The 8,533-nt window shown below is 70.3% G+C and carries 6 protein-coding genes; 5 read left to right on the top strand and 1 reads right to left on the bottom strand.

Going from position 1 to position 8,533, the window contains the following annotated elements; translation table 11 throughout:
- Positions 1 to 251: 251 nt before the first annotated feature.
- From ACFWP7_RS39055 to ACFWP7_RS39035, 5 genes are all read left to right on the top strand, one after another.
- The gene (locus ACFWP7_RS39055; RefSeq protein ID WP_384392157.1) at positions 252 to 1,667 is read left to right on the top strand and encodes an ABC transporter substrate-binding protein; all 1,416 of its coding nucleotides are present in this window, start codon (positions 252 to 254) and stop codon (positions 1,665 to 1,667) included.
- 11 nt (positions 1,668 to 1,678) lie between these two features.
- Complete coding sequence (locus ACFWP7_RS39050; RefSeq protein WP_384392154.1) at positions 1,679 to 3,037, top strand: carbohydrate ABC transporter permease; 1,359 nt, start codon at positions 1,679 to 1,681, stop codon at positions 3,035 to 3,037.
- Positions 3,034 to 3,915, top strand: a complete 882-nt coding sequence (locus ACFWP7_RS39045) for a carbohydrate ABC transporter permease (protein ID WP_384392152.1) — start codon at positions 3,034 to 3,036, stop codon at positions 3,913 to 3,915. The genes ACFWP7_RS39050 and ACFWP7_RS39045 overlap by 4 nt, the downstream gene beginning before the upstream one ends.
- A gap of 133 nt (positions 3,916 to 4,048) precedes the next feature.
- The gene (locus ACFWP7_RS39040; RefSeq protein ID WP_384392149.1) at positions 4,049 to 6,316 is read left to right on the top strand and encodes a CDP-glycerol glycerophosphotransferase family protein; all 2,268 of its coding nucleotides are present in this window, start codon (positions 4,049 to 4,051) and stop codon (positions 6,314 to 6,316) included.
- Positions 6,317 to 6,515: 199 nt separating this feature from the next.
- Positions 6,516 to 8,075, top strand: a complete 1,560-nt coding sequence (locus ACFWP7_RS39035) for a hypothetical protein (RefSeq protein ID WP_384392147.1) — start codon at positions 6,516 to 6,518, stop codon at positions 8,073 to 8,075.
- Between the two features lie 12 nt (positions 8,076 to 8,087).
- Here the strand turns inward: ACFWP7_RS39035 and ACFWP7_RS39030 are convergent, their stop codons facing one another.
- Positions 8,088 to 8,501, bottom strand: a complete 414-nt coding sequence (locus tag ACFWP7_RS39030; RefSeq protein WP_384392145.1) for an organic hydroperoxide resistance protein — start codon at positions 8,499 to 8,501, stop codon at positions 8,088 to 8,090.
- Positions 8,502 to 8,533 lie beyond the last annotated feature (32 nt).

Genomic DNA, 8,533 nt, shown 5'->3' with positions numbered 1-8,533 from the left:
GGCGGGACGTACCGGCACACCCCCGACCCACCCACCGGACGGCACACCCACCCACACCCGCATCGGACGGCAACCGCACCCACCAGCACCCGCACCAGCCCAGCGCACCCCCGACCAGAACACATCACGACGCGGTCACGATCGCTCACTTGACAGCGTCGGCGCTCTTGCCGCCCTCGCAGACACGGGCGTAGACCAGACCGCACGGGACAGCGCCGGACGTTCGACGAGGAACGATGAACGGGGCAAAGATGCGCAGCACTATTCGTACACGCAGGTCGCCCGAGAGCTCCACACACCACAGGTCACCCCGAGCCGCACAAACCGCCGCAGCCGCGGTAACCGCAGGCGTACTCGCCCTCGCACTCACCGCATGCGGCGGCGACAGCAACGACAACGCGGGCAACACGGAAAGCAGCGGCGGCCAAGAAAGCAGCACCTCCGTCCAACTCCCCAAACTGAACGGGCAGACCCTCGAAGTCGCGGCTGTCTGGACCGGCCCGGAGCAGGCCAACTTCACCAAGGTCCTCGACGAGTTCGAGAAGCGCACCGGCGCCACAGTCAACTTCGTGCCGACCGGCAACAACACCTCCACCTTCCTCGGTACCAAGATCGAGGGCGGCAAGCCGCCGGACGTGGCGTTCCTCCCCCAGGTCGGCGTCCTCCACCAGTTCGCGCAGAAGGGCTGGCTGAAGGACATCGGCACCGACGCCCAGGCCCAGCTCGACAAGAACTTCTCCGCAGGCTGGAAGGACCTGGGCGCGTACGAGGGCAAGCAGTACGGCATCTATGTGAAGGCCGCCAACAAGTCCCTGGTCTGGTACAACACCGCGGCGTTCGAGGCCGCCGGCATCACCGGGACGCCCACCACCTGGCCGGACTTCATCTCCACCGCGCAGACGCTGTCCGACGCCGGCTCCCCGGCGGTCTCCATCGGCGGAGCCGACGGCTGGACGCTCACGGACTGGTTCGAGAACGTCTACCTCTCCCAGGCGGGCCCGGAGAAGTACGACCAGCTTGCCACGCACGAGATCAAGTGGACGGACCCGTCCGTCAAGGACGCGCTCACCACGCTCGCCGAGCTGTGGGGCAAGGACGACCTGATCGCGGGCGGCCGCTCGGGCGCGCTGCAGACGGAGTTCCCGAAGTCGGTGACGCAGACGTTCTCCGGTGACACCCCGGCGGGGATGGTCTTCGAGGGCGACTTCGTGACGGCGAACATCAACGCGGACACCAAGGCGAAGGTCGGCACGGACGCCAAGGTCTTCCCGTTCCCGGCGGTCGGCGACAAGGCCCCCGTGGTCAGCGGCGGCGACGTGGCCGTGGCGCTGAAGGGCGGCTCGGGCGCCCAGGCACTGCTGACCTTCCTCGCCTCGACGGACGCGGCGGAGATCTGGGCGGCCCAGGGCGGTTTCCTCTCCCCCAACAAGGAGTTGGACCAGGCCAGTTACAAGGACGATGTCACTCGGGACATCGCCAAGGCGCTGCTCGCCGCGGGTGACGACTTCCGCTTCGACATGTCGGACCAGGCCCCGGCGGCCTTCGGCGGCACGCAGGGCATCGGTGAGTGGAAGGACCTTCAGGACTTCCTGAAGGACCCGTCCGACGTCGCGGGCGCCCAGAAACAGCTAGAGGCCGACGCCGCCAAGGCGTACAAGAGCAGCTGACGGCACCCGGGATGTCGTCTTCGACGGTGAAGGCGGGCGGTGCCGGCGAACTGCCGGTGCCCTCCGCCGGGAAAACGCGCAAGAGCGTGACCGGGACCAGGCTGTGGGTGGCGGTGCTGTTTCTGCTGCCGGCGCTGCTCCTGCTCGGCGCGCTCGTGGTCTACCCGATCGGGTATTCGGTCTGGCGGAGTCTCTACGACGCCGGCGGTTCGGGCTTCGTCGGCCTGGACAACTACATCGACATTTTCACCACCGACTCGACGCTCACCGCGGTGCGGAACACCGCGATCTGGGTCGCGGTCGCCCCGGCGGTGGTCACGGTCCTCGGCCTGATCTTCGCCGTGCTGACCGAACGGGTGCGCTGGGGTACGGCGTTCAAGCTGATCGTCTTCATGCCGATGGCGATCTCGATGCTCGCCGCGGGCATCATCTTCCGCCTGGTGTACGAGCAGGACCCGGACCAGGGTGTCGCCAACGCGATCGTCACCTCGGTGCACGACGCCTTCGTCGACTCCTCGGTCTATCCGAAGGCGAGACCGAACGCCCAGGTGAGCGACCTGAAGGCGTCCGGCGGCGGTTCCTTCACGAGTACGGGCACCGTCCAGGCGGGCTCTCCGGCCCTGCTCCCGCTCGTCGGCATCGCACCGAACAAGCTCCCCGGTACCCCCGAGGACGCCAGGACGCCGACAACCAACAACGAAATCACCGGCACGGTCTGGCTGGACTTCAAGCTCGGCGGCGGCGGTGAGAAGGGCAGGATCGACCCGGGTGAGAAGGCCCTGAAGGGCGTCAAGGTCGAGGCGGTGAAGGACGGCGGGACCGTCGCCTCCGCGACCACGGGCGCCGACGGCACCTTCACCCTCCCCAAGGAGGCCGACGGAGCCCAACTCCGGCTCCCCGGCTCGAACTTCGCCGCCCCCTACAACGGCATCGACTGGCTCGGCCCGACGCTTGTGACACCGTCCATCATCCTGTCGTACGTCTGGATGTGGGCGGGCTTCGCGATGGTGTTGATCGCCGCGGGACTCGCGGGGGTCGACCGCAACCTCCTCGAAGCGGCAAGAGTCGACGGCGCGAACGAGTGGCAGGTGTTCAGAAGGGTCACCGTTCCCCTTCTCGCACCGGTCCTGATCGTCGTCCTGGTCACGCTGATGATCAACGTGATGAAGATCTTCGACCTGATCTACATCATCGCGCCGCAGCCCAGTCAGGACGACGCCAACGTGCTCGCCCTGCAACTGTTCCAGTCCTCCTTCGGCGGCGGCGGCAACTACGGCGTGGGCAGCGCGATCGGCGTCATCCTGCTGCTGCTCGTACTGCCGATGATGTACGTCAACCTCCGCCGTCTCAGGAAGGAGCGTCAGCGGTGACCGCACTCGACACGTCCGTACGCGCCAAGCGCTCCCTCGCCGCCCGGGTGGCGAGCGGCGCGGCCGGCGGAGCACTGCGCGTCTTCCTGTTCATGGTCGCGCTGTTCTGGCTGGTGCCCGCCTTCGGCCTGCTGGTCTCCTCGTTCCGCGACCCGACGGACATCGCCGCGTCGGGCTGGTGGAAGGTCTTCTCGGCGCCCGCCCAGCTGACCACCAAGAGCTACCAGTCGCTCCTGGAGAACGGCGACGTCACCAGCGCCCTCTTCAACACCATCTACATCACGGTCCCGGCGACCCTGTTGGTGGTCATCATCGGCGCGATGGCCGGATACGCCTTCGCGTGGATGGACTTCAAGGGCCGCGACTGGTGGTTCATGGCGGTGGTGGCGCTGCTCGTCGTACCCGTGCAGGTGGCCCTGATCCCGCTCTCCAGCCTCTTCGGAAAGATCGGGATCTTCGGCGACATCATCGGTGTCGTCCTCTTTCACGTGGGCTTCGGACTCCCCTTCGCGATCTTCCTGCTGCGCAACTTCTTCGCGGAGATCCCGCGTGAACTCCTGGAGGCGGCACGCCTGGACGGCGCTGGAGAGGCCCGGCTCTTCGCGACCGTCGTCCTTCCGCTGGGCGCGCCCGCGATCGCGTCCCTCGGGATCTTCCAGTTCCTGTGGGTGTGGAACGACATGCTGGTCGCCCTGGTGTTCTCGGACTCGAACTCGCAGCCGCTGACGGTCGCCCTGCAACAGCAGGTACGGCAGTTCGGCAGCAACATCGAGATCCTGGCGCCGGGCGCCTTCATCTCGATGGTGATCCCGCTGGCCGTGTTCTTCGCGTTCCAGCGACAGTTCGTGTCGGGGGTGATGGCGGGCGCGGTGAAGTAGCGGGGGGTTCTCCGAGTCGGCGGATGCTCCGAGTTGCGGCACCCGGGATTCCCCCGGATGCCGCAACTGGCGTAACCAGGGCACCTCTTCGGCCGTTCCCGGGCGTAATGCCGCGCCGACCCATGGATGTGCCTTGCCCAGGTTCAGTGTCATCGTCCCCGCATACAAGGTTCAGGCGTACGTGAGCCAATGCCTGGAATCCGTCCTCGGACAGTCCCACCCGGACCTCGAACTGATCGCGGTGGACGACTGCTCGCCCGACGCCTGCGGTGCGCTCATCGACGAGTTCGCGGCCCGCGACGCCCGCGTGCGCCCCGTCCATCTGCCGGAGAACGTGGGCCGTGGCCGCGCCCGCAACGCGGGCCTGAAGCACGCGAGGGGCGACTACCTGATCTTCCTGGACGGCGACGACACCCTCACTCCGGACGCTCTGCGCACGATCGCGGACCGTCTGAAGGAGACTTCCGAACCGGACGTCCTGGTCTACGACTTCGCGCGCACGGACTGGTCGGGCGAGGTCGTCCGCAGCCAACTCGCGCAGCAGCTCACGGAGGAGGGCCCGGCCCCCTTCCCGCTGGACGACCGGCCGGGGCTGCTCTCGGCCCTGCCGGTGGCGTGGAACAAGGCGTACCGCCGGGAGTTCGTCGAGCGCACGGGCCTCACCTTCCCGCCCGGCCACTGCACGGACACGCCCTGGACGTATCCGGTGCTGATGTCCGCGAAGACGATCACCACCCTCGACCGGGTCTGCGTCCACCACCGCAGGCGCCGCCGGACCAGCGTCCTCACCACGAGCAGCGCCGGACACTTCGACATCTTCGAGCAGTACGACCGCCTCTTCGCGTATCTCGGCTCGCACCCTGAGCTGGCCCACTGGCGCCCGGCCCTGTTCCGCCGCATGGCCGACCACCTCTCCGCGGTGTTCGTCAGGCGCGACCGGCTGCCGCGGGGCTCCCGCGCCGAGTTCCTGCGCAAGTCCCGCGCCCACTACCGCCGTTACCGCACGCCGGGAGCCCAGGTCCGCGTCGGCGCCCGCGCGCGGCATGTCCTGGTCCGCTTCGGCACCCACCGCACGTACCGGCTGCTCTCGCTGGCTTCGAGCCTCAACAGGCGTTTCCTGAAGATCGGTTCAAAGGCACTCCGCGCGGCACACGGCACCGCCCTCCGCCTCCACTACCGCATCCAGCGCCGACTCCCCCTGCGCGCCGACCGCGCCGTCTTCTCCAGTCACCGTGGCCGCGGACACGGCTGCAACCCGGGCGCCCTGGAATCCGCGTTCCGCGCCCTGGCGCCGCACATCCGCACCACGTGGATCGCGCGCCCCGAGCACCACCACACGATCCCGGCCGCGACGCGCAGGATCCGCCCCGGTTCGGCCGCGTACTGGACGGCGCTGGCGCGCTCCAAGTACCTGGTGAACAACGTCGACTTCGACGACAGGCTGGTCAAGCGCCCCGGCCAGGTCATGATCCAGACGCAGCACGGCACCCCGCTCAAGTACATGGGCCTGGACCTCCAGGACCGTCCGGCGGCAGCCCGCGACACCGACTTCCCCGAGCTGCTGCGGGGCGCCGACAAGTGGGACTACTGCCTGTCCGCCAACCGCCACTCCACCCTGATCTGGGAGCGCGTGTTCCCGGCCTCGTACACGACGCTGGAGTACGGCCTCCCGCGCAACGACGTGTTCCAGCAGGCGACTTCGGCGGACGTGACCCGGCTGCGCGAGTCGCTCGGCATCCCCGAGGGCACGGTCGCCGTCCTGTACGCGCCGACGTACCGCGACTACCGCCGCACCCAGCGCCACACCCTCGACCTGGAGCGCGTCCTGCGCCAACTCGGCCCGCGCTTCGTGGTGTTGACCCGCGCCCACCACTCCTACGACGCCCCGCTCACCCAGGCTTCGGGCGGCCGGCTCATCGACGTCTCCGACCATCCGAGCATCGAAGCCCTGTGCCTCGCCTCGGACGCGCTGGTCACCGACTACTCGGCGCTGATGTTCGACTACGCGTGCCTCGACCGCCCGATCGTCGTCCACGCCGACGACTGGGAGGCGTACGAGGCCTCCCGCGGCACCTACTTCGACCTGCGCGGCTTCCCGCCGGGCGCGGTGGCCCGGAGCGAGGACGAGCTGATCGACATCTTCGCGACGGGACACTGGCGCGGCTCGCGTTCCACCCAGCTGCGGGCCGCGTTCCGTGAGCGCTTCTGCCCGTACGACGACGGGCGCGCCGCCGAGCGAGTCGTACGCCGGGTCGTGCTCGGGGAAGGCGAGGCGCCGGTGGTGCCGCTGTCCGGACGGCATCCCGTCCCGTCGGCCGCCGCGGCCCACCCGCGCACGCCCCTGGCCACCGTGCCACGGCCCGCTGGGCCGGTGTCCGTCCCCGTGTCCGAGAACCTCTGAACCGGATCGCCGATGTCTTCCAGCAGGCCCACGCCCAGTCGCCCCGTCACCTGGAGACCGGCCGGACGCCCCGGCCGTGTGCACACCGACCGGGGCAGCCGACATCACTCGATGAGGTGATGTCCGGCTAGGTACTTGACGACTGCGGGGATGTATGACGAATGCCCCAAGCCGTCGCCCAGCCCCGCCCCGCCGCCCGGTGAGCGCCGACGTCCTCCTGCGGCGGGCCGTACGGGGCGCCACCGCCCTGCGTGGGGGTGCCTCCTGGCGCCCGACCCCGTACCAGGTCTTCGGCGGTCTGTTCTGGCTGGTGATGTCGCTCGCGTACTGGCGCGTCCCGCTGTGCTGCGACGCCGGCCAGCACGCGGCGGTCGTCGAACGGCTCAGGGCGAGTCTCCTGCACCCCCGCCACCCGACGGCGGACCTGCCAGGCGCGGGCAGCCCGTACTACTCGCCGTACGCCCTCGCGCAGGGAGTCTTCGCCCGGCTGACGGGTCTGGGCGGCTGGGAGGTCGTACGGCTGGCCGGACCGCTGAACCTGCTGGTCCTGCTGACCGGCATCGCGCGCTTCGTGCGCGTCCTGGCCCCGCGCCGGCCCTGGGCGCCCGTGCTGGCGCTCATCGCGACGACGCTCCTGTGGGGTACCGAGAGCGCGTGGTGGAGCGGCTTTCTCGGGCTGCTGCCGATGACGGGGAACCTCGGCGATCCGTCGACGTTCGCCATCGGACTGACCTTCTGGGCCTGGGCGTTGACGGCTACGCGCGCGCGTGGGGGCAGCGGGGGCGGTGGCCGGGTCCGGTACGTCGGCCCGAGCGGGCTGCGGAGCTTCTCCGGGTACGCGGGAGTCGGCGCCCTGTACGGGCTGATCCTGCTCGTGCACCCGGCCACGGCCCTCGCGGCGGTGCTCGGCGCGGTGGCCGTCGTCGCGGGATGGCAGCGCCGGTGGCGGGCCGCCGTCGTGGGCCGCTGGGCGCTGGCAGGGATGACGGCGCTGCTGGTGGCGTACTGCTGGCCGTACTTCGATGCCCGCGCGGCAAGCGGAGACAGCGCCTCGGACGCGTTGTACGAGGGGATGCCGGGCCACTTCTGGCTGGCGCTGACCGGGGTGCCCGCGCTGTGGCTGCGGGCACGGAGGTCGGCACGGGATCCGCTCGTGCTGATGTTCGCGCTGGACTGCGCGGCGGTGGCGTACGGCTGGGTCGGCGGGCACTACGCGGTCGGCGGGATCCTGGGGCTGACGCTGGTGGCGCCGCAGTTCGCACTCGCGGTGGAGCTTGCGGCGCCGCCGCCCTGGCCGCTCTGGCGGCGCGGGCTCGGGGCGGTGGCGGCCACGGGGGCGTGCGTCGGACTGCTGACCGCGCAGGCCGGGGCCGTCGTACCGCGTTCGCTGGACCCGGTCGGCTTCGCGCAGCCGCCGCGCTGGCCGACGTACGCCTGGGCGGCGCGGTACATCCGGCCCGGCGAGGCGGTCATCGCGGACGGGTACTACGCGGTCCGGCTGATCCCGGGCCACGGAGTGGACCTCGCCGCGCCCGCCCTGCGCGACCCCGCCCTCGACGAGGCGGAACGGCAACGGCGGCTCGCGGCGGTCCGCGCCTACCTCGCCCCGGCCTCGACCCGCGCCTCACGCACCGCCGTGGCGCACCGCTATCACGTGCGGTGGCTGCTGCTGACGCCCCGGCAGCGGGTGCCCGAGGAGGCGGTGGTGGTGGCGTGGAGCCGCGAGACGGGCGAGGTACTGGCGCGGGTCGGGCGCTGAGCGGGCCGAGGACTACTCGATGACGAGATCGACCGGGATGTTGCCGCGGGTCGCGTTGGAGTAGGGGCAGACCTGGTGGGCCTGCTCGACCAGCTTGCGGCCGGTGGCCTCGTCCAGGGTCTCGGGCAGCTCGATGCGGAGCGTGACCTTCAGAGCGAAGCCCTCGCCCTGCTTGCCGATGCCGACCTCACCGGTCACGGCGGCCTCGGAGACGTCGACCTTCGCGATGCGGCCGACGACGGCGAGGGCGCTGGCGAAACAGGCGGCGTAACCGGCGGCGAAGAGCTGCTCGGGGTTGGTGCCCTGGCCGTTGCCGCCCATCTCCACCGGAATGCCGAGCTGGAGGTCGAGCTTGCCGTCGGAGCTGACGGCACGGCCGTCGCGGCCGTGGGTGGCGGTGGCAGCGGCGGTGTAGAGCGCGTCCATGAGGACCATCCCTCTCAGGTCGATTCAATGTC

The organism is Streptomyces sp. NPDC058470, from assembly GCF_042721055.1.
Lineage (GTDB): Bacteria > Actinomycetota > Actinomycetes > Streptomycetales > Streptomycetaceae > Streptomyces.
The sequence above is the reverse complement of the archived record's forward strand: the minus strand, read 5'-3'. Positions and strand labels throughout refer to the sequence as shown.